This window comes from Psychrobacter sp. CX21 (assembly GCF_057396255.1).
Window position 1 is genome coordinate 1 of record NZ_JBXYJG010000003.1, and the last position, 26,978, is coordinate 26,978.

Below are 26,978 nucleotides of genomic sequence, written 5' to 3' on the forward strand. Positions count from 1 at the left end.
TGTAAATACCCCATCTTTAACACAACATCATCGTAGAATCGTTAAGCCACCTGTCTGTACTGGGCAGGTGTCATATCATCAAGTGAATCATGGGGTCTTTGGGTGTTATAAACCTCAATCCAATCTTCAGTCAGTTGATTGACCTCGTTTAAATTGTTGAAAAGGTAACAATCTAAAACCTCATTGCGATAACTGCGATTAAACCGTTCAATATAAGCATTCTGATAAGGACAACCAGGTTCGATATAGTCAATGTAAATACCGTGAGCCGATGCCCAATCAGTGAATACGTGTGAGGTAAACTCACTACCATTATCCACACGAATTTGCTTAGGGTAACCATGCCACTCGGCTAGCTGATCAAGGTAGCGAATCACTCGAAGTGAGGGGATGCTGGTACCAATATCAATGCCTAATACTTCACGGTTATAATCATCAATCACATTAAAGGTTCGAAAGCGAATATTGTTATGTAGCTTATTGCTCATAAAGTCCATAGACCAAGTATGCCCTAATGCACTTGGCACACTTAGCGGCTGAGGATTGCGTGCTGGCAGTCGCCTTTTAGTCTTACGGCGTAGGTTTAAGTTTAACGCTTTGTAAACACGATGTACGCGCTTGTGATTCCATGAATAGCCAAGTGCTCGCATACGCTTAAAGCACTTTGGAAAACCCCAGCGATTATGCTTGTCAGTAAGCTCATTTAAGACATCAATAATCTCACTGTCATCAGATAGTTTAGGCTTGTAGTAATAAGCAGTTCGACTCATGCAGACCACCTGACAGCTAACCACAATACTAACACCATACTGCGCCTGCAGTTCTTGTGCCCAGACTTTACGTTCATGGACAGGCGCTATAGCTTTTTTATGATTTCTTCCTGCATTTGTGATTTGAGGCTTAAATCAGCATACATCTGTTTAAGCCTACGGTTTTCTTCTTCTAGTTCTTTTAGTCGCTTGACGTCAGAGGCTTCCATACCTCCGTATTTAGACTTCCACTTGTAGTAGGTTGAACTAGCAATACCGTATTTACGGCACAGCTCTTTGGCAGGTATTCCAGCTTCTGCTTCTTTTAAGATTGATACTATTTGGGTTTCAGTCATTCGTTTGCTCATGTTAAAACTCCTTATGGGTATTTTATAAGAAATTCTACGTTTGAGCTGTGTTATTTTAGGGGATAGTTACACTTTAAATAGTCGATACATTGAAATGGACTTAGACCTTTTGCTATGTCTATGTTAGGTGGATTCTTTTTCTTACTAGACTGCTCTTTTATTAGCTTAATCAAGCTATCAATATCGTATTTGGTTTTACATTGCTGTGTAGATAGCAACTTTTTAAATCTATTCAACTTATTTATATTGAATTTGAAGTTGTTTATAGCTTTACGTTTTGCATAACTCAAAGCTTCTTCATCTTTAATCGTTATACGCAGTATTGAAAAGGCGATTTCGTATGATGTATAAGTAAATATTAAATATAGAAATGGGATACTTAACAAGGATAAAAATATAGGGTTCCAGAAATTTTGGTAAAGTTGAAAATTATAAATAAAGTCTAAATTATTAGATAAAGACCAAGCTGAATAAATCAATAGAATAAACCCTATAACAGACTGTAATGTAGTAAATAGGACATTAACTTCTCTATACTCCGCTTTTCCGTCTGTAAATGACGCAAATATTATTACCAAAAATAGAATCGGAAGTAGTATCAACTCTAAGACAAAGCTCAACGTATAAATATTTAAAAAGAACTCTACTACTAATAATATCTTCAAGTTATCTTTTATTATGTTCTTTTTAAAGCTCTCGATATCTCTACTTTCAACTGCCCTGAATATATTTATAAATCCAACACCGAAAAACCACCAAATGGTATTCCTAAATTGCCCATAATCCCAAAACCCTAGTTTTTTTAAGATGTAAATAGATATAATAGTATTTAAAATAAGCATTGAAATAACTATAAAAATATTCTTCTGAAAGAAAGATATGAACAACTGCTTTAAATGCTTAGATATATCAGGAACTTTAAAGTAAATTAATACAGATATAACAAACAACCAAACTACAAAAGCTCGGTCTCTATTATTAAATGAACCAAGAATTAAATTGATTATAGATATACTCGAATCAGACAAACACAGTCCTATAAGATTTTAAATAAAAAACATGTTGAGTCTTAGTCAGTCTTTTAAACCGTAATTAAATAAAAACTCAACTTAAAATTTGAACACTCCTAATCTCAAATAGTTAGAGCGGTTTAGTCCAATTTTAGGCGGATATACTTACTTGAACATTGGATTGAAGGGTCCTACCTCTTTTAATTTAATCCCATTCATCAAAGTCATGCCACATACTAAAATGGGCGAATGAATAAAACAGAATAAATACAATCTCAATGATTAATGCAGCAATCGCATAATACAAATCCGCTTTAAACCAATAAAATGCAGGAATTATACAAATGAGTATGCCGACTTTTGCACCATGGCCTAGGTTCGCCCAGAAACTATCTCGGTGAGTGAATTCTTCTTTGATAGAGTTTATAAAGTCTTTGAACATATTTTAATCTTACATATCAGCCTTTAACTCTACTTATACCACTATTTAAATTGATTTAATACCATAAAAACGCCACCATATTTACGGTGACGTTCTTTTTGCGTTTACCGAGGGACGAGGCACGGACATAGCGTTTAAAGGGGAACGGGACTTTGACCCGCATATTTCTCCCTTATAATGGGACTGCGATAATGAAGCCATGCTTTTAAAGCTTTTGCTTTTTTTAAAGCCAATGCAAGCATGCCCTCTACCCTATCACAAAGCCTGATAGAACCTACAACGCCTTCAACTGCGCCATCTGCTCACTCATAACTTTAAGCTGACCTTCCAGTTCCTCAAGCTTCGCCTTTTCAGCCTCGACCACTTCCGCAGGCGCTTTACTCACAAACCCTTCATTACCCAGTTTTCGCTCGATGCCGTCAGCTTGCTTCTGTAGCTTCTCTTGCGATTTTGCGAGACGTTTTAGCTCAGCCGTTGGGTCAATTAAGCCTTTCATCGGCACTAATACACGCAGTTTACCGACCATACTTGAAGAAGATAACGGCACGTCCTCTCCCTCGCCGACAATCGTTAAGCTCTCAACTTTAGCAAGCGCTTTAAACTGATTTTCGATACGGTTTAGGCTGGCGATTTGCTCATCGGTGATGTTTTGCAACAGCACAGGCAGGCGCACCGCATTGCCCAGTTTCATCTCCCCGCGAATGTTGCGCACGCCAGCGATAAGCGCTTGTAGCCATGCCATATCGGCTTCTACTTGTTCATTAATATAATTGGTATCCGCTTGTGGGAAGTCAGCTACCATGATACTTTCAGTGTTTTTACGGTCGAGCAATGGCGCTACCGTCTGCCAAATCTCTTCGGTGATATACGGCATCATTGGGTGGGTAAAGCGCATCGCCGACTCTAAGACGTGAATCAGTACGTAACGAATTTGAGACTTGCGAGCCTCTAAGACCGAGTCATCATTAAGGCTCGACTTGGCAAGCTCGACATACCAGTCGCAGTATTCGTTCCAGATAAATTCATAAATATCATGGCTAACCATGTCCAAACGGAACTGCTCAAAATGCTGATGGATGTTGCTAATGGTTGAGTTAAGACGACTCATAATCCATTTTTCAGGCAATTCCCAAACCTTGGGATTGGCTCGGCTATCAATCGGTAGTGCATTGCCCTGCCCTGCATCAGAGCTGTCCACACAGTTCATAAGCACAAAACGGCTGGCGTTCCAGATTTTGTTGGCAAAGTTGCGGTAGCCTTCTACTCGTTTTAGATCGAAGTTAATGTCACGACCAGTGCTGGCAAGCGAGGTGAATGTAAAACGCAGTGCATCAGTACCATAAGAGGGGATGCCCTCTGGGAACTCTTTGCGTGTCTGCTTTTCAATCTTGGCAGCATCTTTTGGATTCATCATATTGCTGGTACGCTTTTTGACCAGTGTTTGTAAATCAATACCATCAATTAAGTCGATGGGGTCTAGCACGTTGCCTTTCGACTTCGACATTTTTTGACCCTGGCTATCCCGTACTAAACCATGTACATAAACGGTCTTAAATGGTATTTGCGGGGTACCGTCAGCATTTTTCATAAAGTGCATGGTCATCATAATCATACGGGCCACCCAGAAGAAGATGATGTCAAAACCTGTTACGAGCACACTGGTTGGGTGGAAGGTTTCAAGCACTTTTTTATCCGCTTGTGGGTCACCCCAACCAAGCGTACTAAACGTCCATAGTCCTGAGCTAAACCAAGTGTCTAATACGTCTTCGTCCTGACGTAGCTCTATGCTGTCGTCAAGATTGTATTTACGGCGTACCTCGTCCTCATCACGGGCAACATAGATGTTGTCGTCATTGTCATACCAAGCGGGAATACGATGTCCCCACCACAGCTGACGGCTGATACACCAGTCTTGTAGGTCGTTCATCCAAGCCATATACATGTTTTTGTATTGGGCAGGTACAAACTCAATGTCGCCATTTTCTACCGCTTCGATAGAGGGTTTGGCAAGCTCTTCAACCGCCACATACCATTGGTCGGTTAACCAAGGCTCAACGATGACACCGCTACGGTCACCACGTGGTGCTTTTAATTGGTAATCTTCGATGTCCTCTAGCCAGCCCTCATCTTTTGCTTGAGCGACCAACTGTTTACGAGCTTCAAAGCGCTCAAGACCTACATAAGCTTCTGGGGTGGCCTCTAGCTGTGGATCACGGGTTTGCAAATCCGGGTAAATCTGCATTTCAGGCAAGATATGTGCATATTTATCAAAAATATTAATCAGTGGCGTGTTATGTCGACGACCAAGCTCATAGTCATTAAAATCATGCGCTGGGGTAATCTTCACCACACCCGTACCAAAGTCGCTTTCGACATAGTCATCGGCAACGATAGGCACAACGCGTCCGGTAATTGGCAAGGTAATGGTTTTGCCCACCAGATGGGTATAACGCTCATCTTTTGGATTAACTGCCACCGCCGTGTCACCTAGTAACGTCTCTGGACGCGTAGTCGCCACGACCACATAATTTTTACCGTCGTTTGTCTTAACCGATTCATCAGTAAAGTAATAACGAAAATGCCATAGCGAGCCTTTTTCATCGGCGTTTTCGACTTCCAAATCAGACAGTGCGGTTTGAAACTTAGGATCCCAGTTTACTAAGCGCTTACCACGGTAAATCAGCCCATCTTCATGTAGACGGACAAACACTTCTTTTACCGCATTGGATAGCCCATCATCCATGGTAAAACGCTCACGCGACCAATCCACAGATGAGCCTAAACGACGGATTTGGCGAGTAATATTATCCCCAGACTCCTCTTTCCACTCCCAGACCTTATCTATAAAGTCTTCACGACTAAGGTCTGTACGCTTAATGCCTTGAGCATTTAGACGGCGCTCAACGACCATTTGCGTTGCAATACCTGCGTGGTCTGTACCCGGTTGCCATAGCGTGTTGTCACCCAGCATGCGGTGATAGCGGGTGAGTGAGTCCATAATGGCATTGTTAAAGCCATGCCCCATGTGCAAGCTACCAGTGACGTTTGGTGGTGGCAAGGCAATCGAGAACGACTCATCGCTGCTGTATTTAGGCTGAAAATAACCGCTGTCTTCCCAGTCTTGATACATGCCTTTTTCAACTTCACTTGGGTTGTACGCATTTTCTAATTGTTTTAGTGCTGATTGAATGGATGCTGTCAGATTGCTATTTGTATTGGAATTGCTCATAGTAGACGTGTCTTATTGTTAATGAGTGTGTAAATTAAAGAAAAAATATTTAAGTTTAAAAGTTAGTTAGATTGATTTTAACGCAGATGACGAAATTTTGTTAGATGGTGAGCGTAATTAAAGCCTACGATGTCTTATTAAACCTTCTGCTTATATATCAAAGAAACGTCTGCACAGGAGTGACATCGAAGCTTCATAACCCAAAACTAATAATCAATAATCAATAATCAACAATAGTAGACTTAGTAAGCTTTATACTTTTAAGATAGCTTTATAAGTAACACTTCTAGTTAAAACTTATCAAGTTAAAGCTTATAATTTGCACTAGTTTTAACGATTGCTATTCACCACTTGGAGTACAAACCAAACCTATTTTATGTCAAATCCTAACCCTCCTTTTAAAGCCTCAGATCTTAGCCAAAAATCTAATCTCAATTTAGAGGATAATTCCTATCGGGAATTTAAAGAAGCCAATTTGGTAATCTCAAAGGATAAACACCCAAGCCTAGACCCTCATAAAGATAGTAATGCCGATAAAAATACTAAAGAAGGTAAAGAAGATAACGAATCTAGTCTTACCAATTCATTAGAAGATGAAGATTTTAAAGAGGTGGATTCAAATAAGCTTGATACCATAAAAGACTTAGCCTCCGACGAAAGCTTTAGTCAACCAAAAAGCTATGCCAGCATCTTAACTGAACAATTTATTCATGCTCGGCACACGCTCAAACGCTCAAATGGCTCAGTTTTTACCAGTGCTTTCATCGCAGGATTAGAGATTGGTATGAGCTATACTATGTTAGTAACCGTTCTAGCACTCTTATCACCGCTGATGCCAAATCTATATGCCACCACGTTAGCCTCTTTGATGTATCCCATCGGATTTATTATTGTTGTTGTGGGTCAATCCCTGCTCTATACCGAACAAACCTCCTTATTGAGCTTGCCTGTCGTGGTTGGTATAGAGAAATTCAAGAAAAAGGATTTAGATAGGTTTAATACTGAGAGGTAAGAGCCATGTATCCAAAAATCATGTAACTAATACTAAGGTTAAAGGTTAAATAAGTGGGTTACTAAAATTTAAGTAGGTAATGGCGGTGGTATGTTTGGATTATCGATGGTATAAACCGCAGTCCCATAAGCTATAGCTTCTACCATACTGCCCGTCAGATTGATGCTAGTCACTTCTAAACGTAACCCATAAATCTGATTATAGCCCATAAACTGAGCCTCTAGCTTCATGCGTAGGATGGCTTCACGCCGTGCACGGTCTAATAAAGACTCATAGGTGGTTAGGTTTTTGCCAAACAGATTCAGCAAGCGGGCTATAATCATTTTAAAATAGTCTTGAGCAATGACCACACTACCCATCACCAACACGCCTTGTGTTTCATCAGCGATTTTAGGGCGATAAAAGCGCTCACTTGAAACAATAATATGGCCCAGCTCTTTTTCTGCAATACCCAATCGTTTAATATGATCGCCTTCATTAAAACGACCAAATACCCAGCCCACAAAAAACAGACCGATAAAAATAATATTGTTGGCAATAAAGTCGAAAATAGCATCCATCACTTTAGCGCTTTCCCATCATCTCATTACTCTATCATTAAGTGATTGCTTCATTCGACTATTGGCTATCGAATTCATTATGATCGCTATCTGATACAGGTAACGGCGGTACTTGTGGTGCGGCCTGCGTAGACGTAGATACTGAAGCTTGCGAGGCATAGCTTTCAGGCACTGCGTTAACCGCGGTACCATAGACAAATAATTCTGACGCCCCTTGAGCGATACTAGACGTTGAAAAACGGATACCAACAATAGCATTAGCGCCCAATACTTCTGCTTTCGCTAACATACGATCTATCGCTTCTTGACGCGACTCTTCTAGTAACTCGGTATACGCGGTTAATTCACCCCCGACAATATTCTTTAAACTTGAGAATATATCTTTACCGACATGTTTTGAACGTACGGTACTACCATACACCACATCCAATCTTTCAACGATGGTATAGCCTGGAAGGTGTTCAAGATTAGACAGCTGTATGCTCATAACTTACTCGTCTGAATTAAATAATAAAAATAACTCACTTAAATTGCCTTCAATACTATTGGCCATCTGAGCCAAAGCATCATCATCACCGCGAATCTCGGCCAAATCTTCATCTTCAGCTTCATTACCGTCTGCATCTATGGTATCAATGCCACTGAACACCATCATGGGTAACGTTAGCATCGCCACATCTTCGCTGCTTTGTTCGTCACTGAACCAATCAACGTTTTCATCGCCATACATAGCGTCAACAAATCCTATTGACCAAGCTGTTAATTCGGACTCTGGAGAAAAATCAACCTCACCGGAGTCTTCTTCAATCTCTAAAGGCAGCGAAATACCCGCTTCACTTTGTAGGTCTTCGAGTAGCTCTGATCGCCACTCTTTAATCGCTTTTTTGACATCATTGCTTACTTGGTTATCTTGACCTTCAAACAATAACGACATCCAGTTAGGGAGTGGTTTCCCGACAATAGTTGCAGTCAAAAAGCCATGCGTGGCCACACTATCAAGCCCATGTTTATTGGCATCAGAATCTAGGTAATCTTGTAACTCATCTAAAGTCATGGTGATCTCATATATGGTTTTATTTATTATAGGTTTTATTAAATCGTTTTAGCATGATTAAAAAGTTATCGATCTTAAAAATATAACGTTAAAACTTATTACTTATTTTTGAAACTTTTAAAAGCTCTAAACTATATTGGTAACTTATGATTTAAAGTTAGAGCGACCCATGTTTACTTCAATTTTAGATCGAATATAGATCTTTGTTGAATAGAAGGCTGTGAGAGGACAATGTCGTATAGAGATGAATATCATATAAACTGTTAGAGTATCTAAAGCAATCTATACGGTTAGCAAATACCAACCGCGGGTATTACTCTTCTTCTAAGTTTAAATCATCAAGATCATCATCTAAGTCATCAAGATCGTCTAAGTCATCATCAAAACCATCTCTTAGTTCACGCTCTAAGCGCTTTTCCTCAAGCATATTATCGATCAAACGTCGCTTTTCTAAGCTGGTTAAGCGTGCCGCTTCTGCTTCTGCCTCATCTACTTTTTTGGCATCATCATCGTCGTCAAAGTTATCATCATTAAAGTCATCAAGATCGTTATCACTCATGTTTTTATCCTCTTATTTTATTAAATTATTATAATAGGTAGTCTTAATAAGATGATTAGTAAGTCAGTTAAGAAGTTAATTTATAGTTCAATTAAATGAATATAAGCAGTCGCTTTTAATCATAAAAACATTTACTAGCATACCGTAACAATTTAATTAAAAAAGCCAATTTTATTAAAGCTATTTATTGTTTTTTTAAGTTTATTTTGTATAGCCTTTCTTATTGATTATTATGAGTTCGCTGACAACAATACCGCATCCCGCACAGTTATCAAGCGCGTCATGATTGGTTCACTGACTCCGCTTAGACGCGCACAGTCTCGTTCATATACCGTCGTTGGATTTTGTAAGTTATTAAGCTGCATATTACCGCTTAATTGTTTAAGCCCTGCGACAGGCAACAACACTAAGATATCGTTCACTTGGGCATTATTAGTTAACAGTTGCGACATCTTGCTATTGGTGGCGTAATCGCTTACGCCAACACGAACCTCTAGAGCAAACCGCTTTAATTCTCGATGCTTAATATAAGTAACTTGATTTAACATCAAATATACTCGTGCCAGCATCATAGCAGCCAGTGCTATTTTGTTGTGATCGTCTTTACACGCGAGCTCAACTGTTGCCCCTTTGGCATCAAAAGTTGGGGTATTGCTAACGCTTACACCAAACAATAATGGTTGTTTGAGCAACTCAGTTATCGTTCGATCTAATAGCTGCGAGCATAGGGCTAAATAGGGTTTTGATTTTTCAGCTGCCAGTGTGTCTATCAAATGATTAGGGTCATAAAACTGTATCAAGACACTCACAGTTTTCAGCGGCCGTGTCGATACCAAGTTGGCAGGTTGGCTACCATTGCTGACAGAGATAGAAGACGTCGGTGACATGTTGGTAGCCGCTTCGCCACTTTCTTTTAAATAGCTGTCTTTCGAATGACTGTCTGTTGACTGACCGTCTGTTGAATAGGAGCTAGGTATATGATTGGATCCATTTTGACCAAAAGCAGCTTGGTTGCTACTGGTTTGAGCAGACGCTTCGTGTCTATCATTAACGTGGGTTTGATCAACAGGGTTTTCAACCGAAGTGTGCGACTGCTGAGTAGCGTTTGGCCTATCTGTTTGGTCTTTTTTACTGATGTTTGCTGTTGATTGATGACCCCGAATATAATCACTAACAGCTTGCGGCTCTTTTAACCCCAACCGTTGTTTTTCGGCTTTGTCATCATGTTGGCGCACAGGCCCTGTGCCTAATGTGCGACTTTGCACCCGTAAATGCTCCTTAACATCTCGACTCAGCTGTGCCAATTGTGCTCTGGTGGGGCGCGCTATATAACCGTATATTAACCAAATTAATAAATGTACGATAAATGAACCTAATATAAATAACCACTGCGACGCAATAATTTCACCATTGCTGGTATCACGAAGCGTCATTTGTACCGACCCTATGACATTATCGCCCATGATGACTTGCTCGCGAATAGTATCACCTTCCATTAATTGCGCTTGTCCAGTTTGTAATATGACGTCATCATTCACATCTTTAATGGTCAAACTTGCGACTGAATTTTCACTGGTATATCGCCCTGTTAATACACTCAGGCTCACTTTATCATTACTCAATAAAGGCAGTTTTACTTCCTCAATCAGTTGAACCAACATACGTTTGCCAGTTTGCATCTTAAGTTCATCCAGCTGCTGATCGGTACTAATTAATAGCAGCGTAGTATGGATAAAAAAACTGATAATGATAATTATGGCAAACAAGCCTTGCCGTGGCGCTAAATAGGTCATGTTATGCTAAACTTTTATAGATAGATAGGAGTTGCTTTATTTTTGGGCACGCCCTATTATTCCTAATCTTGCTTACGCTTACAAGGGGCTTTGCTCACCATGACAAAAAAATCTACAACTATTGCTCAAAATGACGACATTTCTACAACCATTTCAGGTGCTCACACCCTTACAGACGCGGAGGCGAACTTCGTATCCTTTGGGCCTGAGATGAGTGCGCACTTAAAATCATGGCTCACAGCATTACAACAAGCCAATGATTTGTTACCAAATCATCTACGATTTGGCGACGTGAGCTTAGAAATAAACGGCCAACCTAACCGCAAAATATCCTTACACTTAATTGAGCAGCTTGAGTCGCTACCTGTTTTTGCTTTATCTGTCGTGGTGCAAAAGCAAGCACTGACACAAGAGGGTTCATATGCTGATAAAAAAATCAGCTTTGAAGCGCATATTGACGAATGGGAAGCACAAAACCCGTTATGGCAGCTTATTAAAGTTGTTTCTAGTACAGATGCTGTGGAGGACAGTGACCTAAAAGACCAGAACGGTCACGACCGCTTGACCCCTGTTCTAACCTATCGATACATATTGATGCCAACTGATACCAAGACTATGCAGCCAGGTAAAAAGTCTGCGGCGGCGCATTTACTCGATGATGGTATCACCTCACATTTACGTCAGTTCATAGCGACCTTACCCATTACAGATGACTTGGGCGGCGACTCTGCTATCGACTGTCATATCGTCTCACTTGCCAATATGCTACGCCCGCACCGCATTGCATTTTTTGACATGGATTCAACACTCATTGAACAAGAGGTTATCAATGAGCTGGCTAAAAAAGCAAATATAGGCGACAAGGTAAGCGAGATTACTGAATCCGCCATGCGAGGCGAAATTGATTTTGATACCTCATTTAGTGAGCGTGTAGCGCTACTTGAAGGATTGTCAACAGAGGTATTAGATGACATTCAAAAAGAATTAACACTCTCAGCAGGAGCACGGACCCTCATCGCTACTTTGAAATCTTTAAACTATCATACGGTTTTGGTATCCGGCGGCTTTACCTACTTTGCCGATCAAATTGCTAATGAGCTTGGTATTGATGAGGTATACGCCAACATATTAGACATCGAAGATGGCAAAGTGACTGGAAATGTGCAGCTACCCATCGTTAATGGCGAACGTAAAGCTGCATTGGTGCAGCAAGTTGCCAAACATAAAGGCGTATCAACGGCTCAGGTTGTGTGTGTCGGAGATGGTGCAAACGACTTAGCCATGATGGCAATTGCTGACTTAGGTGTGGCTTATCACGCGAAGCCCATCGTCCGTTCACGTGCCGATGCTGCCATCAATGCCACTGGGCTTGAAGGTGTGCTATACGTACTGGGTTACTCCACTCACGACCTACTTTAGGTTCAGCTTAGCACAAACATTAAATACAGGCGCGAAGCACGCACCCTAATTAGAATAAGCTATTGAGGGTCAACCTTTACTGCCTTAACGACACTAATCTAATCTAAATTAATTATCGTCTGATATTTAGACGAGTGGGTGTCTGAATTATCTAAATGATAAAGTAAAAAATAAATGTTAAAAAATATTTATTTTTTTAAATTAAAAAAAGGGCGATCTATTGCCTCATCAGGGCTAGGCGATTGTGTCAAATTTTATTGCTATTTCACACGACAAGTGCTGTCGTAAATCATCATTTTTGACTTTGTTTTTTAATAAAATACCGTCATAATGAATTTTAAATCAACGCAAAAATTACTTTTTCATCGCACAAATAGCTATATTTATAACTACATATATAATTTTCTTTACAAGTGCAGTTTTAGCTATTAAGTAGGTTTTTAGCGTTATATTAGTCGACAGTTTAAGAGGCAATAAATATGGCAACTCATACCATTTTGGCCGCTGGCCTATCCGGGCTATCAGGCATTCTAACTTGGTCTACCTTAGGTTTTGCATTATTTGCGATTGGTATTATCGCTACCTTTTTTTCTAGCCATCGCTATTTACTAGGCTACTTTATGGGCGGCATGATTTACATGATAGCCGTCGAAGCCCTACAAACGGTTTTGACTGCTGCAACGCCTATTCCTACTTTTGCAGGCTACATCATCGCCTTTATTGTGACACTTTTTAGCTTAGTAGGATTTGGTTTATACCTTGTTAATCGTGAAGCATCTGGTAAAACAGCAATACCCCTATTTGGTAGAAGGCGTCAAGTATCTGAGCAGCGTGATAAATATATTGAGCATACGCCTATTTATAATAACTACCAGCCTAGATTCAGAAACTAATCGTTGATACTGACAATCTATATCAATTACCGATACTATCAACCTTGTTAATAATAACCAATGCTAAACTTTATGCCTTATGATTTAAGCCAAGCCATTGCTTGGCTTTTTGCTGTAACAATGTATCTAATTATCTATAATAAACCACTAGTAATAAATTAATTATAATAACGGGATGAATAAGCTGTTAAAATAAAAGTCAACTTACATTAAATTTATCATTCATTATTAATCTGGATTCATTTATGTTCTCAATTCCTATACTCAATGTTCAAGCAAACCCTCTTGATGCTCTACTTGCTATAGTCGGTCTTCGTCTATCTATGCTGGTAAAAAGTGATGACCCAAATATCGAAGAGATTATCAAAGATCGCAAAGTTAGTATCGAGCTTGGTAGTGAAACAGATGGTATCGCACGTTATTATGTATTTGACGAAGGTACATTCCAGCAGTATGCGGGTAAAGCAAATCAGCCAAGCTTACGTATTGACTTTAAAGACTCTATGACGGGTGTTAAGCTGTTAACAGGTGGTGATGTTTCTGCATTCATGACGGCTATTCAAGATAAAGAGCTGGTTATGGAAGGCGATTATAGCCTACTTATGTGGTTCAATCAGCTAGCCAAACATATCGTACCTAAAGTACCTGATGAGCTTAAACCACTGGTTAAAAAAGCGCGTCCAATTGCCCAAAAAGCTCAAGGTGTCGCAGCGCAAATTATTAGTACTGCCAAGCATAAAATGTCAAAATAGATTCTAATGCTTTAGAGAAGTTTTAATTTTAAATTTTTTTAAATCTTAAGAGTAACGTTAGCAAAAAGGTTCAATAACTATTAGCAGTTGTTGAACCTTTTTTATAACATATTAATTATGGGCTATATTCTAAAACTATATTAACGTCTTTATACGCTCTTAAACTTATATAGTGAATTTATATGTTGAGCTTATATAATGATACAATTGAGTGAATAAATAGCCAATCGCACTCTGTCTGTAAAGGATTACCTTATGACCTCGTTATTAAGTATAACAGAGCCCACTTCAAATGGCGTCACTCAAAAGGACTTGCCTGACACCACCGCTGACTTTCAAGAGACTAATCAAATCAACCTAATAAATAACACAACCGCTGGCGCGCAAAGTCAGAGCATTCGTGCGCAGAAAATAAGCACTCGTGCGCAGATTGCACAGCTTTTTGAGTTACCCTTTAATGACTTGATGCTCAAAGCGCAAACGATACATAGACAGTATTTTGAGCCTAACGAAGTTCAAATCAGTACCTTGTTATCGATTAAAACAGGTAACTGCCCAGAGGATTGTGGATATTGCTCTCAGTCTGGTCATCACCGTGATAAAATCAAACTTGAGGCTGAAAAGCGCATGGAGGTAGACAAAGTCATAGCCGCTGCAAAACGTGCTAAGGCATCTGGTTCTTCTCGGTTTTGTATGGGTGCCGCTTGGAAACACCCCAGTAAAAAAGACATGCCGTATGTTGCCCAATTGATAAAAGAGGTTAAATCTCTAGGCCTTGAAACCTGTATGACCTTAGGAATGCTTAGCTCTGAACAAGCGCAGGAACTCGCCGCCGCTGGTCTCGATTATTACAACCATAACCTTGATACGTCGCGTCGTTATTATGACAGCGTTGTGAGTACGCGTAGCTATGATGAGCGTTTGGCCACCATTGAACATGTTAGACAGTCAGGTATTAACGTGTGCAGTGGCAGTATTGTGGGCATGGGGGAGACCCGTGAAGATCGCATTGACTGGATACTTGAGCTTACAAGTATGCCCATGCCGCCTGAGTCTATTCCTGTCAATCTTTTGGTACCCATTAAAGGCACCCCTTTGGGTGATAAAGTCCTAGGCGAAGGTCAGCTTTCTATTTTGGAATGGATTCGTACCATAGCGGTCACCCGTATTTGCTGCCCCAAAAGCTACGTGCGCTTGTCCGCAGGACGTGAAAGCTTATCAGAATCCGAGCAAGCTTTGGCATTTATGGCTGGAGCCAATTCATTTTTTTATGGGGACAAACTTTTAACGACAGGTAACGCAAGTCAGTCAAATGACGATAGGCTAATGAAAACACTGGGTTTGAAATCTGAGCCTGTTAAAGCCACTACACCCTCAAAATTAGCCGTCATTGATGCCATTAGCGGGCAAACAAATTATGTATAATATAGCGTGTACTAGCGTGTACTATAGCAATGCATTTAAATACTATTGATTTGAGACTTTGAAATGGCTGATTACTTTAATTGGATAAAAGCGGCGCACGTTATTTCGATGGTGTGCTGGTTTGCCGCTATCTTTTATTTACCCCGCCTATTTGTCTACCATGCTATGAGTGATGATAAGATAAGTCATGAGCGTTTTATCATCATGGAGCGCAAGCTGTATCGCGGTATTATGACGCCCTCTATGATCGCAACTTGGATATTTGGGTTATGGATGGTGTATATAGGGTGGGATGTGTATAAGACTCAAGGCTGGCTACATGCTAAGCTATTGTTGGTAGTCATATTATCTGCTTATCATGGCGCCTGCGGAGCCTACCGTAAAAAGCTTGCAGACAACCCACATCATAAAACCCACGTATTTTGGCGGTGGTTTAACGAGCTGCCTGTATTCATATTAATTGCAGTCATTATTTTAGTGATCGTGAAGCCTTTTTAGACCGGCTTAGCTGTTTAAAATACGTGGTAAGTGTCACCTAATTATCTTGCAACGCCGCTTATCTTATTTTACATCTACAGTTTAAGGATTACTGTACTCATCAGCTGTAAGATTATTATCGGCTGTATGTTTTTTTGTGTGGCGCAATAACCAGTCAGCCATTGTTGCGTATACCGGCGCTTGGGTTATAAGAACATTGTTATGACCTGCATCTGATACCGTCATCCAAGTTTTGTCTGCAGTGGGGTAACTTTCAAAAAGCGCTCTTCCCTGACTGATATCAATAGTATTATCTTGATCGCCATGAATCATTAAGACGGGTATCTGAGTCTTACGTGCTATCGCAATAGGGTTCACTTCATTAGGGTCAGCGCCCCCTTGCAAGTTAATAAAGAAGCCGTACATTGTCATCAAAACCTTACCAATAGGTGCTTGTAAAAGCTTAGGTAGCGGTGAAACTAAATTATTAAGCTGCTTTTGTGCTACCTCATTTAACGCTGCAAAACTAGAAACTATAATCAGCCCTTGCCAATTCTGCGGGCTTTCTTCTAGCGCATAGTTGGCATAGGAGCCGCCCATTGACATGCCCCATAAGAATACAGGAAGTTTGTGACCTATTGAATGCTGTATATCTTGCACAACTTGGTTAATAAGATTGGGATGGGTCTTTGTCAATTCTAATCCGAAGCGGCTAACATTAAGTGGACTGTCTCCATGCGCAGGCAAGTCAGGCAACACACAAATGAAACCTGCGGCTGTTAACCGAGCCGCTACAGGTAACAAATCCTCCTTCCTCCCTGCTCTGCCATGTAGCAGCACCACAATACCTTTAGGATTCGCATGAGCCACTTCATAAGGTGCTAAATCATAGTGATAGGTATGTTGCAGCTGCTCACGTAGATGCTGCCCACGTGTGCCTAATTGTGCATTTACGCTAGGCATAACGAACAAACAAGGCATTTGACCTTGAGCACAGTCATGGCGCGATATAGTAATGCCTTCTTGCTGCGGATGCTTTAGCCACTGCTGATGATACGCTTGCAAAGCTCGGCGCGGCGGATTGGCCATATTATCGGCAACCCTCCAAACAAATACGGCACCAATAAAAGTGGCTATAATCATTCCTATTAAGCTGATTTTAAGGATGCTTTTTATAGGATTGATGATCATAAATACCTAATAGGGTGGGCATAAAATTTAATAGGTTTTATGATATAGGAACATGAGGCTCATTTTATGGAAAAAGCATCAAAAATAAGTGGAAATAGAAATTTTTAACTAACGTATAAGTGACTAATAACGAGGCCGCATCACGTTGTAGGTATGCGAGATGTCATACACCTTATATCTGGCAGGCTCTTGTCTATTTTCGCCTGCATAACTTAACATCAAAGCTGTATTGCTGTCTTGATCAAGCCATCCGACGAACAGTCCGCTGTGCTCCCCATCGTTATAACTGTGATTGACATAATACAACCAATCGCCAGGCTGTATTTGGGCGGTATCGATAAAAGGACCATAAGGATAATCGCCCTTAAATACATCGTCTCGCCCAACTGCCGATCGATTAAACGCCGCATTGATATAATCCCAGCACGATCCTGACACAATCTCTTGATTGTCTAAGGTCATTTGCCGAGCCGTTTGTAGCACCATTCTACCTGCAGTAGACGCCGTCTGCTCCGCTGTATAAAGGGTATCAATATGTTCTGTTTTGATATTTGGCGCTTGGTTATAATTGCTATAAAAATTAGTCTTAGGCTCGCTAAATTGTGTATTTGAAGGCTGAACTGATTGCACAGAAGGAATAATATGAGGTTGGTTCTTCAAAGTTATTAGATCACTGATATTATCAGCATGGCTTAGCGAGCTGACCGCACTAAGTGTTATCAATGCCGCCGTACTTACCGCTATTTTATATCTTGAGGATATGAATATTGAAAAAGTAACAGTTGACTGACAACCCATTTTTGCAGGACTTTTCGCTAAGCGTAACGGCTGCTTATTAATTGAAGAGTGGTATTGGATATAGAAAGAAGTTAGACGGTATGAAGATTGGGGCTGGTTTTCAAAAGTTGTATGAATCATCCTTTTAGACAGAAATCTAGATAGAAGTCTAGACATACCAATATATATCAATCGAGACAACAAGTTTTTAATTCTTAATAATGAAGTTGACACGTCCATGCGACAGTCCTTAGGTCACAGCCCCTAGTTTATAACCAATATTACCACCTCACCACATAAACTCAAGACTAACTTAATGCTTAATTGGTTTAACTATTAGTGAATTAAAAGGCTAGTCAGTCAAAAGATTAGTACAATAAACTAGCCAATGCATCCTATAAATAAGCAACGGCATAAACAACAAATAACCCTTCAACTAAACGGTTAAGTCGACTTCATCTTGATATTTGCATTGCGTTTACCAAGTTGTTGACCTTGTAAAATGGCTTGCATGACTTGGGCTTCTTTAGCAGATTGAAAACCGCTTATCTCACACTTAATATGACCATTTGCTGCAACAATTGTAAGTGTTTTAGCGTCGGTAGTTATCGTATCGTCAGACTGTAGAACAATCTGCTGCGTTTTACCCATCACGTTATGAACAAAACTACCCGCTTTGACTTTAAGAAGTCCTGACTGAATTTGACAGCCGTTCTGCTTTTGTCGGTTACGGGCTTTGTTAAAAATAAACACAAACACGATGAATGCTGCTAATACCCCTATGGCGAGACGTACAGGCAGCACACTCATAGCCATAGCCACACCGATTGCCCCAATTACCAATGCTGTGCCAAACCAAAATAAGCCATCGCCGTGTCCGGTATGTTTACCGGACAGCGTGATGTTAGCACCAGTTTTAGTGACTTGTAGCATAAGTGTCCTATCAATGGTTGATGAGCTTATATAGAGTTAATAAGCTTATATAAATGCTTATTGAGCTTAAAAGTATGACATAGAGGTTTTAGATTACCAGCCCAATGCAGTTTGCTGCTGTTTGATAAGATCCGCGATACCCTTCTCTGCCATAGCTAACATTTGATCCGCTTCACTGCGAGTAAATGGCTTTTCCTCAGCAGTACCTTGAATCTCAATAAACTCTCCTTTTTGTGTCATAACCACATTAAGATCGGTGTCACAGCTCGAATCCTCTTCATAGTTCAAATCCAGTAAAATCTCGCCATTTTTGACCCCAACAGACACGGCTGCTACCAATCCTATCAACGGGTCAGCTTTTAGCTTTTTCTTTTGTTGTAGGGATTCTAGGGCATCAATCATTGCAATAGCAGCACCTGTAATACTTGCGGTTCGGGTTCCGCCATCTGCTTGAATCACATCACAATCCAAATAAATCGTATTCTCACCCAACTTGCTTAGGTCTACCATCGCTCGTAAGCTACGGCCAATCAAACGTTGAATCTCTTGGGTACGGCCTGATTGTTTACCACGTGCTGCCTCACGCTGATTTCTAGTATTGGTAGCACGAGGGAGCATACCATATTCTGCAGTAACCCAGCCTTGACCTTTGCCTTTTAGCCAGCGCGGTACGCCAGATTCGACACTGGCCGTACACAGCACTTTAGTATCGCCAAAGCAGACGAGTACTGAGCCTTCTGCATGCTTGGTATAGTTACGCTCAAAGGTTACGGAACGAAGTTGATCTGGCTCTCGGTTATTAATACGCATGGGTGTGGATTGTCCTTAGAGTTTTTAATAGTTGAATCATAATATTTGAATGATAAGAGTGATAAGAATCAAATGAGGAGAAAATTTTTTTCAATCAAGATGTCACGTGTTATCTAAAGAATGATATCGTAACGTGACCGGAGTTGAATAGCAAGATGAGCACACAATGTGCCCATCTTAATGTAAGCGCCAGACATTAAAGCGGCAGTTATTAGAACGACAGTACAGTAAGCAACAGTCAGTGAGCGTTTACTCAAGACCTTCCATTTTACGCAGCTCTTTACGTAATATCTTACCGACATTTGATTTTGGTAGTTCGTCAACAAACTGAACATGGCGAGGACGCTTATAGCCTGTAAGCTGCTTTTTACCATAGTCTAATAGCTCAGCCTCGGTCACAGATTTTCCTGATTTGGTGACAACGAAAATTTTTGGATCTTCGCCGCGCTTATCACTAGGTATACCGATAGCGCCCACTTCTAAAACGTCAGGATGCTCGGACATGGCCTCTTCGATTTCGTTTGGATATACATTAAAGCCTGATACCAAAATCATGTCTTTTTTACGATCCACAATTTTGATAAAGCCTTTTTCATCAATTATCCCAATATCGCCTGTTTTTAGATAACCCTCATCTGTAAAGGTATCTTTGGTTTCCTGCGGACGATTTTGATAGCCAACCATGACCTGAGGACCTTTCACACATATCTCACCGCGTTCGCCAACAGGCATCTTATTGCCATCATCATCAATCAATATAACATCGGTATCAGGTGCTGGTACCCCGATTTTGGCAGTGTATTCAGAGATATTCATGGGGTTAAAGCTTACCACGGGCGAAGTTTCAGATAGACCATATCCTTCTACAATAGGTAGTCCAGTGGCTTCATGCCATGCTTTTGCCACATTGGGTAAAACTGACATACCGCCGCCAATAGACGCCTTAAGATTAGAAAAATCTAAGTTTTTAAATTCGTTGTGATTGACCAAACCGTTAAACAGCGTATTTACAGACGGAATAAACGCAGGCTTATACTTATCAATCTCTTTAATTAACCCGTCTAAATCACGTGGGTTGGGTATTAGTAGACCAGTACACCCTTCGTACATTGCATACATGCCACATACCATAAACGAGAAGACATGGTATAAAGGCAGCGCAGCAAGAATTATTTCGCCTTGCATACTTTCTCCAAACGCAGCATTCATTACCGCATTAATTTGTAGCATATTGGCTGTCAAATTACCGTGGGTCAGCATAGCGCCTTTGGCTACTCCAGTTGTGCCGCCTGTATATTGCAGTAAGGCCACATGGCTTTGATCGAGTTCTGGACGCTGATACGCCTGCGCAGACCGTGAATTTAGAGCTTTTTTGAACGTGACGTGGCCGGGTAATGAGTAATCGGGTACCATTTTTTTGACATAGCGAACCGCCATGTTAACCACAAAACCTTTGATTAGTCCCATCATATCGCCCATGCTGCAAATCACAGTATGTTCAATATCGCCTTTGTCTTTGACATCTTCAAAGGTCTTAGCGAAGTTTTCAATAATAAATATCGCTTTAGCGCCACTGTCATGGATCTGATGCTCAAGCTCGCGACTGGTATATAACGGATTAACGTTAACCAATATCATTCCCGCCCGTATCACTCCTAACGCAACAATTGGATATTGAAGGACATTAGGCATCATGACCGATACTTTGTCGCCTTTTTTTAAACCCAAAGACTGTAAATAGGCCGCTATTTGTCGACTATAAACATCAAGCTCACGATAAGTTAGAGAAGCACCCATACATATATAGGCATCTCGGTTACCATGTCGCTCAAAATTGCGTTCAAACACTTCTAATAAGGAGGTGTTATCGTCAGGCCTCTCAATAGATTTTGGTAAGTCATATCGCTCATAAGAGGCAAACCAAGGACGATCCTCTGATATGTCTGGATAGGTTGGGAAGGTGCCATGTAGTTTACTGATGTTAGATGATCCAATGGCTGAATCTTCGGTTACCGAGCTATTTGTTTCTGCTGTAGTGTGGTTTGAATCTGTGGTCATATGAATACCTATTTACGTATATAACTTATTTATTGTTTTAGTCTTATTTATCGTTTTTAGTCTAATTTATCGTATTTAATTCAACATTTTGGGAATATTGAATCGTGGTGCGATTACTGTTGTTAATAATCAACTTTCACTAAATTCTATCAAAATTAATTAATACTGTTGTTATATAAATATTGCTTGATGATGTCTTAACAGAATCACTCAGAGTTTAAATATACTGCCCCTGATTTGCATATCAAAAGTCTTTTTATAAAAAACTCTTTATAAAAACCTTACTCTAGGGTCTGTTGAACATTCAAATATGGAACTGGCGGCGGTTATTTTTTAGGCAATATGCAGGGAAATTTTAGACACTTAGTTATTCTAAGTTAGAAAATTTCACAATATATTGACAAAAAATAGACCTGCCCCGTAGGGCTGATGCTAAAATTGCCCCAAACGTTGTTATAAACCTAGCTAAGGTCTAGACATTATCGTCGGTTTATGCCTAGTTTGGAACAATTTTAGCTATCAGTAGTCCTAATATTTGAATGTTCAACAGACCCTCATAAGAAAATATCTTTTTGCAAAAAGCTCGTTTAACAAAAAAGGACACAAGCAGATGCTTATGTCCTTATTAGATTATGGCGGGTATTGTACTCGTTAACGCTATAAACTTAAAGCCTAAGATTTAAAACGATTATCTAACACCACAATTATACGCTTACAAATTGTAATTATGCGCTTTGTTGATTTTTAGCTTCCATTTCACGTAAATCTTTACGCAGAATTTTACCCACATTTGACTTAGGTAGTTCATCGACAAATTCTACAAAACGAGGACGCTTGTATCCTGTTAAGTTTTCTTTGGCATAACTAATCACTTCTTCTTCAGTTAAGCTTGGATCATTCGATACGATAAATATCTTCGGTACTTCACCACTTTTATCGCTGTCAATTCCAATCACACCACACTCTAGGATTTTAGGATGGCCTGACATCACATCTTCAACTTCGTTAGGATAAACGTTAAAGCCTGAGACGATAATCATATCTTTTTTACGATCAACAATTTTAAAGTAACCCTCTTCATCCATGACGCCGATGTCACCTGTGCGGAAATACCCATCTGGCGTCATTACTTCTGCCGTAGCATCTTCGCGCTTCCAGTATCCTTTCATCACTTGAGGTCCGCGCACGCAAATCTCTCCGCGTTCACCGATTGCCACCTCATTACCTTCTTCATCAATAATTGCCATATCAGTCGCTGGGAAGGGAACCCCGATATTGCCAGGGAATTCATCGAGTCCCATAGGGTTGGCTGAGGCAACAGGTGAGGTTTCTGATAGACCGTAACCTTGAACAATCACGTTGCCCGTCCCTTGACGCCACTTCTCAGCGGTATCTTTTAATACTGCCATACCACCGCCCATAGACATCTCAAGCTTGCTATGGTCTAATGCACGGAAATGCTCAGAGTTAATCAAACCATTAAATAAGGTATTCACTGCGGGGAAAAAGGCAGGTGGATAGTCTTTATAAGCTTTCAATAAGCTTTTGCCATCGCGTGGATTAGGTACTAATGAGTTAATCGCCCCTTTGTGCATACCATACATACAACACACGGTGAACGAGAAGATATGATACAAAGGCAGCGCTGTCATAATGACTGGCTGCTCATCAAGCTCGATATATTTATCGAAGGCATCACCAATATAAGTATCACATTGAATAAGGTTTGCCACTAAGTTGCCATGCGTTAACATTGCGCCTTTTGCCACACCTGTTGTACCACCCGTATATTGCAAGACAGCAATGTCATCCAAAGTGACGCCTTCAGGACGCTTGTACTTATGCTTAGCACCCAATTTAAGTGCTTTTTTGAAATTTACGCTACCTTTAATATTAAAGTCTGGAACCATTTTTTTGACATGGCGCACAACTGTATTGACAATAAATCCTTTAACAGGACTCATCAAATCACCCATAGACGTCACAATAACGTGATCTACCGTCTTTTTGCTAATGTCTTGATAGGTTTTGGCAAAGTTTTCAAGAATAATAATCGCTTTACTTTCAGAATCTTCTAGCTGATGCTCAAGCTCATGCGTCGTATATAATGGATTAACATTTACTAGGACAAAACCTGCGCGGATAACCCCTAGTATAGCAACTGGAGACTGTAAAATATTGGGCATCATAACGGCGACTTTATCCCCCTTTTGCAGACCTAGAGACTGCAAATAGGCAGCAAACTGTCTGCTATATACATCGAGCTCATCGTAAGACATCTCTTGGTTCATGCATACAAAAGATACTCTGCCTTTATGTTCGGTAAAGTTATGTTCAAAAATATCTATTAATGAGCTATCTTTTGGCGGCATCTCAATATCATATTTCATATTGAGTTTTTCGTATGTATTTAACCAAGGTTTTTCGTTAAGGCGATGATACTGGGTTGATTGATCGTCCATAATCTATGAAACTCCTAAAATTTAAACAGGGGATTGATGAGTATATTAGTTAAATAAGCCGAATATGTGGTTTTCAATAGAATAATTGCAGTATATATCACTGCCCTATCAATATTTAAAACTAAAATACACTATTTATCTACAATATGACAACCAAATTATGAAAAATGCGTTTAAAAAACATAACTTATATGTTTAATTGCCCTGCTATTAGGAACTGTATAGTAAAGATGAAACTAAAAATAGGATACAGACGTCATTATTTGACGCATAGTCTATACAGCTACTTTTTTATTCATTTAATATCCGTTACGATACTCTTAATATAAGTGGATTCTAAATTGCTTTGTCTATGTATTAGCTTGTTTTATTGAATACCCACTCTCAACTTATTACAATCCATTGTAGGCTGGTGCTTTTAGCACAGCGATATGTATCTATTGAACTTATATGCTGGGCTAAAGTCACAGCCTACGCAATGTATTGAGATTGAGGTATTAAATATAAAAGCTATTAAACTACTTAAAAATTTACCCCAAAGAAAATATATATCAAATAACTCAAATATATATATTTAAAAAAACCATATTTAAAATAAGACATTTCATCACCTAAAAACATTGAGGCAGAACCTGACACTATGTCTGATATTACCAGCACTCCACCAAGCTCAGCAGTTATTCCAAATGAGGCGACAGATACGCGCTCAGTTGCCGAATTTACAGAGCAAGCGTATTTAAACTACGCTATGTACGTGATTATGGACCGCGCATTACCCAACATCGCTGATGGTTTAAAGCCTGTACAGCGCCGTATTATTTATGCGATGAGTGAGCTTGGGCTTAAATCGACCACCAAACCCAAAAAATCAGCGCGTACCGTCGGTGATGTGCTAGGTAAATATCATCCGCATGGCGATACCGCATGTTATGAGGCGATGGTGCTGATGGCTCAGCCGTTTAGCTATCGTTATCCGCTTATAACAGGCCAAGGCAACTGGGGAAGTCCTGATGATCCCAAATCCTTCGCCGCCATGCGTTATACCGAAGCAAAAATGTCAGCATACGCAAATACGCTTCTGGCTGAACTGGGACAAGGTACTGTCGATTGGCAAGACAATTTCGATGGTTCTCTACAAGAGCCTGTTACTTTGCCCGCCCGCTTGCCAAATATTTTATTAAACGGTACCACAGGTATCGCAGTGGGTATGGCAACAGATATTCCACCTCACAATCTTAATGAAGTGGTGCGCGCTTCCATTCGTTTGCTTAAGAATCCAGAGCTGTCTGTCAAACAATTAACACAATCTATCCCTGCGCCTGATCTGCCAACCAATGCAGAAATTATCACCTCCAAAAAAGACCTACAAGCGATGTATGAAAGTGGACGGGGAAGCTATAAAATGCGCGCCGTCTATCATGTAGACGCCAATGATAAAAACTTAGTCATCATTGATGCGCTACCTTACCAAGTGTCAGGCAACAAGATTCAAGAACAAATTGCTAAACTGATGGTAGAAAAGAAACTGCCTTGGGTTGTGGACATACATGATGAGTCAGATCATGAAAATGCTTGCCGTATTGTGCTTGAGCTACGCTCAACTAGAGTCGATGTTGATCGCGTCATGAGTCATTTGTTTGCTAGTACTGACTTAGAGTCCAATTATCGCGTCAATATGAATATGATTGGTCTAAACGGTAAGCCGCAAGTCAAAAACTTGAAACAAATACTCAGTGAGTGGCTAATCAGTCGCCGTGATGTGGTCACACGCCGATTGAACTATCGTCTAGACAAAATTGATAAGCGCTTACATATTCTTGAAGGTTTGCTGGTGGCCTATCTTAATATTGATGAAGTCATCCGTATTATTCGCGAAGAAGATGATCCAAAAATGGAGCTGATGACCCGTTATGAGTTAAGTGAGATTCAAGCCAATGCCATTTTAGATATTCGTCTGCGTCAGCTTGCCCGATTACAAGAGATTGAGCTACGTTCTGAAAAAGACGATTTAGAAGCGGAGCGTGCGACTATTCAAGAACTTCTTGATAATCCTGCCAGCCTTACCAAGCTTATGATTAAAGAGCTTGAGTCGGATATGAAAGAGCATGGCAATAATCGTATGTCTCCTGTGGTCGAACGCGGGGAAGCAACCGCACTCAAAGAGTCAGATCTTGTGCCCAGTGAGCCAGTAACAGCTATCTTGTCAAAAGCAGGTTGGATACGTGCGGCTAAAGGCCATGACGTGGATGCTGCGGGTATGAGTTATCGATCAGGAGACAGTTATCAAGCCCACGTTAGAGGTAAATCTAATCAAAAAATCTTTATACTCGACAGCACAGGACGTAGCTACAGTATTGAAGCACATACGCTAGCGTCTGCTCGCGGTCAAGGAGACCCTTTAACAAGTGTATTAAAACCCCCAGCGGGTGCAAGCTTTGAGCAGCTATTGGCCGGTGAGGACACGCAGCGAATCATACTGACAAGCTCATCTGGATACGGATTTATTAATACATTAGGCAATCTTGATACCAATCAAAAAGCAGGTAAAAACATCATCAACTTTGATGACAAAGCCCGTTTATTAACTGTGCCATATATTGACTTAATACTAGATGATAAAGATGAGGATACGGTAGAAGCACTTGCTCAAGATCAGATTGCAGTGGTGACATCAGCAGGCTATTTGTTGGTATTCCCCATTGACGAATTGCCAGAGCAGCAGCGCGGTAAAGGTAATAAGTTAATTAATCTAAAAGAAGGCGAAGAGGTTGTTGCTGTTGTACCCCTACATCATAAAGACAGCCTTACCCTCAATGCAGGTAAACGCCATATAACCTTAAAGCCGATTGATTTAGCCAATTACAATGGCAAACGTGGTAATCGTGGTAGTCAACTGCCTAGAGGCTTTCAAAATGTTCGTGAGGTTGAAATTACAGGATAAGGCGTATCAGAATCAGCTGATCTCTCATTCTATTCGCGTCATTCTAGACAGCCCTAGTATGATA

At 40.3% G+C, this 26,978-nt stretch carries 22 protein-coding genes; 7 read left to right on the forward strand and 15 right to left on the reverse strand.

All coding sequences use genetic code 11. The features are described from left to right. Positions 1-41 precede the first annotated feature (41 nt). The 4 genes from AC2SLP_RS02450 to AC2SLP_RS02465 form a co-directional block, all read right to left on the reverse strand. Positions 42-1,117 (reverse strand): IS3 family transposase gene (locus AC2SLP_RS02450; RefSeq protein ID WP_486535053.1). Its coding sequence is split into 2 segments (ribosomal slippage): positions 42-871 and positions 871-1,117, totalling 1,077 coding nucleotides; the frame shifts between segments, so codons are not numbered across the junction. Positions 1,118-1,167: 50 nt separating this feature from the next. Further along, positions 1,168-2,145, reverse strand: a complete 978-nt coding sequence (locus AC2SLP_RS02455) for a hypothetical protein (protein ID WP_486535054.1) — start codon at positions 2,143-2,145, stop codon at positions 1,168-1,170. 187 nt (positions 2,146-2,332) lie between these two features. Further along, a complete protein-coding gene (locus AC2SLP_RS02460) occupies positions 2,333-2,569 on the reverse strand; it encodes a hypothetical protein (RefSeq protein ID WP_486535055.1) in 237 nt (78 codons plus the stop codon). A gap of 274 nt (positions 2,570-2,843) precedes the next feature. Beyond that, positions 2,844-5,798: a valine--tRNA ligase gene (locus AC2SLP_RS02465; protein WP_486535056.1), complete on the reverse strand. Its 2,955-nt coding sequence runs from the start codon at positions 5,796-5,798 to the stop codon at positions 2,844-2,846. Between the two features lie 376 nt (positions 5,799-6,174). Here AC2SLP_RS02465 and AC2SLP_RS02470 point away from each other — a divergent pair, with 376 nt between their 5' ends. After that, a complete protein-coding gene (locus tag AC2SLP_RS02470) occupies positions 6,175-6,810 on the forward strand; it encodes a formate/nitrite transporter family protein (protein ID WP_486535057.1) in 636 nt (211 codons plus the stop codon). Positions 6,811-6,878: 68 nt separating this feature from the next. Here the strand turns inward: AC2SLP_RS02470 and AC2SLP_RS02475 are convergent, their stop codons facing one another. The 5 genes from AC2SLP_RS02475 to AC2SLP_RS02495 all read right to left on the reverse strand — a co-directional run bounded on the left by AC2SLP_RS02475 (position 6,879) and on the right by AC2SLP_RS02495 (position 10,776). Beyond that, on the reverse strand, positions 6,879-7,370 hold the full coding sequence (locus AC2SLP_RS02475) for a YbjQ family protein (RefSeq protein WP_486535058.1): 492 nt from the start codon (positions 7,368-7,370) through the stop codon (positions 6,879-6,881). Between the two features lie 58 nt (positions 7,371-7,428). Beyond that, positions 7,429-7,857 carry a YbjQ family protein gene (locus AC2SLP_RS02480; RefSeq protein WP_486535059.1) on the reverse strand — a complete coding sequence of 143 codons (429 nt, stop codon included), beginning with the start codon at positions 7,855-7,857 and terminating at the stop codon, positions 7,429-7,431. Positions 7,858-7,860: 3 nt separating this feature from the next. Then, entirely contained in the window at positions 7,861-8,424 is a 564-nt protein-coding gene (locus AC2SLP_RS02485) for a YecA/YgfB family protein (RefSeq protein WP_486535060.1), read from the reverse strand. A 313-nt stretch (positions 8,425-8,737) separates the two neighbouring features. After that, entirely contained in the window at positions 8,738-8,983 is a 246-nt protein-coding gene (locus AC2SLP_RS02490; RefSeq protein ID WP_486535061.1) for a PA3496 family putative envelope integrity protein, read from the reverse strand. A gap of 230 nt (positions 8,984-9,213) precedes the next feature. Further along, a complete protein-coding gene (locus AC2SLP_RS02495; RefSeq protein WP_486535062.1) occupies positions 9,214-10,776 on the reverse strand; it encodes a hypothetical protein in 1,563 nt (520 codons plus the stop codon). Between the two features lie 99 nt (positions 10,777-10,875). Here AC2SLP_RS02495 and serB point away from each other — a divergent pair, with 99 nt between their 5' ends. The 5 genes from serB (at position 10,876) to hemJ (ending at position 15,763) form a co-directional block, all read left to right on the forward strand. Then, the gene (serB, locus tag AC2SLP_RS02500) at positions 10,876-12,195 is read left to right on the forward strand and encodes a phosphoserine phosphatase SerB (RefSeq protein ID WP_486535063.1); all 1,320 of its coding nucleotides are present in this window, start codon (positions 10,876-10,878) and stop codon (positions 12,193-12,195) included. A gap of 479 nt (positions 12,196-12,674) precedes the next feature. Beyond that, complete coding sequence (locus tag AC2SLP_RS02505; RefSeq protein WP_486535064.1) at positions 12,675-13,088, forward strand: AciT family ciprofloxacin tolerance protein; 414 nt, start codon at positions 12,675-12,677, stop codon at positions 13,086-13,088. Between the two features lie 245 nt (positions 13,089-13,333). Then, positions 13,334-13,840, forward strand: a complete 507-nt coding sequence (locus AC2SLP_RS02510; protein ID WP_486535065.1) for a hypothetical protein — start codon at positions 13,334-13,336, stop codon at positions 13,838-13,840. Positions 13,841-14,095: 255 nt separating this feature from the next. Further along, on the forward strand, positions 14,096-15,265 hold the full coding sequence (gene bioB, locus AC2SLP_RS02515) for a biotin synthase BioB (protein WP_486535066.1): 1,170 nt from the start codon (positions 14,096-14,098) through the stop codon (positions 15,263-15,265). A gap of 63 nt (positions 15,266-15,328) precedes the next feature. Further along, on the forward strand, positions 15,329-15,763 hold the full coding sequence (gene hemJ / locus AC2SLP_RS02520) for a protoporphyrinogen oxidase HemJ (protein ID WP_486535067.1): 435 nt from the start codon (positions 15,329-15,331) through the stop codon (positions 15,761-15,763). Between the two features lie 81 nt (positions 15,764-15,844). On the opposite strand, the gene AC2SLP_RS02525 is transcribed toward hemJ, so the two are convergent. From AC2SLP_RS02525 to AC2SLP_RS02550, 6 genes are all read right to left on the reverse strand, one after another. Continuing rightward, on the reverse strand, positions 15,845-16,933 hold the full coding sequence (locus AC2SLP_RS02525; RefSeq protein WP_486535068.1) for an alpha/beta hydrolase: 1,089 nt from the start codon (positions 16,931-16,933) through the stop codon (positions 15,845-15,847). Between the two features lie 123 nt (positions 16,934-17,056). Continuing rightward, positions 17,057-17,950, reverse strand: a complete 894-nt coding sequence (locus AC2SLP_RS02530) for a hypothetical protein (protein WP_486535069.1) — start codon at positions 17,948-17,950, stop codon at positions 17,057-17,059. A 204-nt stretch (positions 17,951-18,154) separates the two neighbouring features. Further along, positions 18,155-18,643 carry a hypothetical protein gene (locus AC2SLP_RS02535; protein WP_486535070.1) on the reverse strand — a complete coding sequence of 163 codons (489 nt, stop codon included), beginning with the start codon at positions 18,641-18,643 and terminating at the stop codon, positions 18,155-18,157. Between the two features lie 93 nt (positions 18,644-18,736). Then, positions 18,737-19,453, reverse strand: a complete 717-nt coding sequence (gene rph / locus AC2SLP_RS02540) for a ribonuclease PH (RefSeq protein ID WP_486535071.1) — start codon at positions 19,451-19,453, stop codon at positions 18,737-18,739. 249 nt (positions 19,454-19,702) lie between these two features. Next, the gene (locus AC2SLP_RS02545; protein WP_486535072.1) at positions 19,703-21,511 is read right to left on the reverse strand and encodes an AMP-binding protein; all 1,809 of its coding nucleotides are present in this window, start codon (positions 21,509-21,511) and stop codon (positions 19,703-19,705) included. A 725-nt stretch (positions 21,512-22,236) separates the two neighbouring features. After that, positions 22,237-23,973 carry an AMP-binding protein gene (locus tag AC2SLP_RS02550; RefSeq protein ID WP_486535073.1) on the reverse strand — a complete coding sequence of 579 codons (1,737 nt, stop codon included), beginning with the start codon at positions 23,971-23,973 and terminating at the stop codon, positions 22,237-22,239. A gap of 640 nt (positions 23,974-24,613) precedes the next feature. Here AC2SLP_RS02550 and parC point away from each other — a divergent pair. Continuing rightward, on the forward strand, positions 24,614-26,914 hold the full coding sequence (gene parC, locus AC2SLP_RS02555) for a DNA topoisomerase IV subunit A (protein WP_486535074.1): 2,301 nt from the start codon (positions 24,614-24,616) through the stop codon (positions 26,912-26,914). The last annotated feature ends 64 nt before the right edge of the window (positions 26,915-26,978 follow it).

Bases quoted from the DNA above. Each gene is read 5' to 3' on its own strand.
- AC2SLP_RS02460 (WP_486535055.1), bottom strand. From the start codon at position 2,569: ATGTTCAAAGACTTTATAAACTCTATCAAAGAAGAATTCACTCACCGA.
- AC2SLP_RS02465 (WP_486535056.1), bottom strand. From the start codon at position 5,798: ATGAGCAATTCCAATACAAATAGCAATCTGACAGCATCCATTCAATCA.
- AC2SLP_RS02470 (WP_486535057.1), top strand. From the start codon at position 6,175: ATGTCAAATCCTAACCCTCCTTTTAAAGCCTCAGATCTTAGCCAAAAA.
- AC2SLP_RS02475 (WP_486535058.1), bottom strand. From the start codon at position 7,370: ATGGATGCTATTTTCGACTTTATTGCCAACAATATTATTTTTATCGGT.
- AC2SLP_RS02480 (WP_486535059.1), bottom strand. From the start codon at position 7,857: ATGAGCATACAGCTGTCTAATCTTGAACACCTTCCAGGCTATACCATC.
- AC2SLP_RS02485 (WP_486535060.1), bottom strand. From the start codon at position 8,424: ATGACTTTAGATGAGTTACAAGATTACCTAGATTCTGATGCCAATAAA.
- AC2SLP_RS02490 (WP_486535061.1), bottom strand. From the start codon at position 8,983: ATGAGTGATAACGATCTTGATGACTTTAATGATGATAACTTTGACGAC.
- AC2SLP_RS02495 (WP_486535062.1), bottom strand. From the start codon at position 10,776: ATGACCTATTTAGCGCCACGGCAAGGCTTGTTTGCCATAATTATCATT.
- serB (WP_486535063.1), top strand. From the start codon at position 10,876: ATGACAAAAAAATCTACAACTATTGCTCAAAATGACGACATTTCTACA.
- AC2SLP_RS02505 (WP_486535064.1), top strand. From the start codon at position 12,675: ATGGCAACTCATACCATTTTGGCCGCTGGCCTATCCGGGCTATCAGGC.
- AC2SLP_RS02510 (WP_486535065.1), top strand. From the start codon at position 13,334: ATGTTCTCAATTCCTATACTCAATGTTCAAGCAAACCCTCTTGATGCT.
- bioB (WP_486535066.1), top strand. From the start codon at position 14,096: ATGACCTCGTTATTAAGTATAACAGAGCCCACTTCAAATGGCGTCACT.
- hemJ (WP_486535067.1), top strand. From the start codon at position 15,329: ATGGCTGATTACTTTAATTGGATAAAAGCGGCGCACGTTATTTCGATG.
- AC2SLP_RS02525 (WP_486535068.1), bottom strand. From the start codon at position 16,933: ATGATCATCAATCCTATAAAAAGCATCCTTAAAATCAGCTTAATAGGA.
- AC2SLP_RS02530 (WP_486535069.1), bottom strand. From the start codon at position 17,950: ATGGACGTGTCAACTTCATTATTAAGAATTAAAAACTTGTTGTCTCGA.
- AC2SLP_RS02535 (WP_486535070.1), bottom strand. From the start codon at position 18,643: ATGCTACAAGTCACTAAAACTGGTGCTAACATCACGCTGTCCGGTAAA.
- rph (WP_486535071.1), bottom strand. From the start codon at position 19,453: ATGCGTATTAATAACCGAGAGCCAGATCAACTTCGTTCCGTAACCTTT.
- AC2SLP_RS02545 (WP_486535072.1), bottom strand. From the start codon at position 21,511: ATGACCACAGATTCAAACCACACTACAGCAGAAACAAATAGCTCGGTA.
- AC2SLP_RS02550 (WP_486535073.1), bottom strand. From the start codon at position 23,973: ATGGACGATCAATCAACCCAGTATCATCGCCTTAACGAAAAACCTTGG.
- parC (WP_486535074.1), top strand. From the start codon at position 24,614: ATGTCTGATATTACCAGCACTCCACCAAGCTCAGCAGTTATTCCAAAT.